Here is a 1,939-nt window from a genome sequence, read left to right as displayed (position 1 = left end):
CTGGTCGCCGATCAGCGCCGTCACGCTCAACCCCGAGCGCGATGCGATCGTCAGCGAACATTTGCATGCTGAAGACATAGGGCGGTTAGTTGCATGAATCAGGCGACAACTATCTTGACTTGCTCCGCGTCCCTTCCGTCCTCGGCGAGATCACGCCGTCTATCATCATCCCCGCTTCCAGATACCGGCGGATGAGTTTCAGTACCCGCCCGTCGCCGACCTTCTTCGCAACCTTCTCCATCAGGATGTCGTGATTGACCCGGTCGAAAAACTTCTCCAGATCCATGTCCACCACGACGCGCCGGCCTTCGGCAACATACCGCTGCGCTGCCTTGACCGCCTGATGGGCGTTCCTCCCCGGCCGGAAGCCGTAGCTCGACTCGGAGAACTCCGCCTCGAAGATCGGCGAGAGCACCTGATGCAACGCTTGCTGGATCAGTCGATCCGTCAGCGTAGGAATGCCGAGCGTCCTCACCCCGCCTTGCGGCTTGGGGATATCCACACGGCGCACCGCCTGCGGGAGATACGTCCCCGCCAGCAGTCTGGCCCTGATCGTCGGCCAATGTTGCTTCAGATGAGCCTTGAACTCGGTCACGCCGATGCCATCGACACCGGCCGCGCCCTTGTTCTCGATCACCCGCTGATACGCAAGCCACAGGTTGCCCCGCTCGCACACGGCTTCCATCAGCCCGCTCGTCTCCGCTTTCGTCCGCAGATCAGTCGCCGATTCAGCCTCGGCACACAACGCAGCCCTCTCCGGATTCCGTCCGGAGCTTGCCGCCTGCGCCCCGTCTTGCCGACGGGCTTCTGCCTTCATTGACCTCATCGAGAGCTCATCGCCTACTCGCGTTCTTCCATGTTCGGCCCTTCGGTCCATGCTGGCCCCTACTATGGCCTCGGCTGACTTCCTCACCGGCATCCCGACACCTCGCGATGCCGGTAGCACCACGGCACCGATGAGGATCTCCCCGGGTATGACGCACCCACCTTCGCGCTTATGCCTGTCGGATATACGTCACAGCGTTCTGTGCAAGTTTCGGGCTTTGACGATATTGGCCGCCTCACCCCGCTGTGCCGCCTCGTATCCGCTTCCTGTTCGTCAGGCCAGCGCTTTGCCTTCGGCTTCCTCCAGATTCGCAGTTACCCGCGACACCCTTGCCGTTCGGCTAACTCTTCCCCTTGCCGGGCGAGTAGAGGACTTTCACCTCCAAGTAGGTGCGCCCTGCCGGGCGCACCAAAAAAAATGGAGGCGATCTTTCCCAAGGACAAGGACGAGGACGCATGATCGGCCTGGAAGATCGCCAAACGACGGTCCGCCACATCGAGACTGCCCATGCGGGCGGGGCGCGTTTGCGCCCGGCCTGCGAAGTGGCTGGCATTACGGTTCGCACGCTGCAGCGGTGGAAGACACAGGACGGCCTGGTCGTTGGGGACCGCCGCCCCGTGGCCGAACGCCCGCTGTCCTCGCATGCGCTGACCGACGAGGAGCGTGCGTGCATCCTGGCGGTTGCCAATGAGCCTCGCTTTGCCGACCAGCCGCCGGCGCGCATCGTGCCGGCGCTGGCCGACGAGGGGGTCTATATCGCCAGCGAATCGAGCTTCCAGCGGGTGTTGCGGGCGCACGGTCAGAACCGGCATCGTGGCCGCACGCGCGCGCCTCAGGCCTCGCGGGCGCCAACCACGCATGTGGCCACGGCACCGCGCCAGGTGTGGTGCTGGGATATGACGTACCTGCCTGCCCAGGTGCAGGGTCAGTGGTTCTTTCTGTACCTGATCCTCGACCTGTACAGCCGCAAGATCGTCGGTTGGGAGATCCACGACACCGACGACGCCGAGCACGCCGCCCATCTCGCCAAGCGCACCGCGCTGGCCGAAGGCGTGCATGCGCTGGCGACCAAACCGGTGCTGCACGGCGACAACGGCGCCACGCTCAAAGCCA

At 64.1% G+C, this 1,939-nt stretch carries 1 protein-coding gene and 1 pseudogene; one reads left to right on the top strand and one right to left on the bottom strand.

Annotated elements, in window-relative coordinates; genetic code table 11:
• Window positions 1–109 precede the first annotated feature (109 nt).
• Window positions 110–817: a reverse transcriptase domain-containing protein gene (locus GO615_RS27555; RefSeq protein WP_246262522.1), complete on the bottom strand. Its 708-nt coding sequence runs from the start codon at window positions 815–817 to the stop codon at window positions 110–112.
• Window positions 818–1,233: 416 nt separating this feature from the next.
• On the opposite strand from GO615_RS27555, the pseudogene GO615_RS27550 reads away from it, so the two are divergent.
• A pseudogene (locus tag GO615_RS27550) lies at window positions 1,234–1,939 on the top strand (DDE-type integrase/transposase/recombinase); the annotation flags it as partial.

Origin of the sequence: Aromatoleum evansii (assembly GCF_012910805.1) — a bacterium.
Taxonomy (GTDB): Bacteria; Pseudomonadota; Gammaproteobacteria; order Burkholderiales; family Rhodocyclaceae; genus Aromatoleum; species Aromatoleum evansii.
The sequence above is the reverse complement of the archived record's forward strand: the minus strand, read 5'-3'. Positions and strand labels throughout refer to the sequence as shown.

What these genes read in the sequence shown, in the direction of transcription:
- GO615_RS27555 (WP_246262522.1), bottom strand. Translation starts at nt 817, where the DNA reads ATGAAGGCAGAAGCCCGTCGGCAAGACGGGGCGCAGGCGGCAAGCTCC.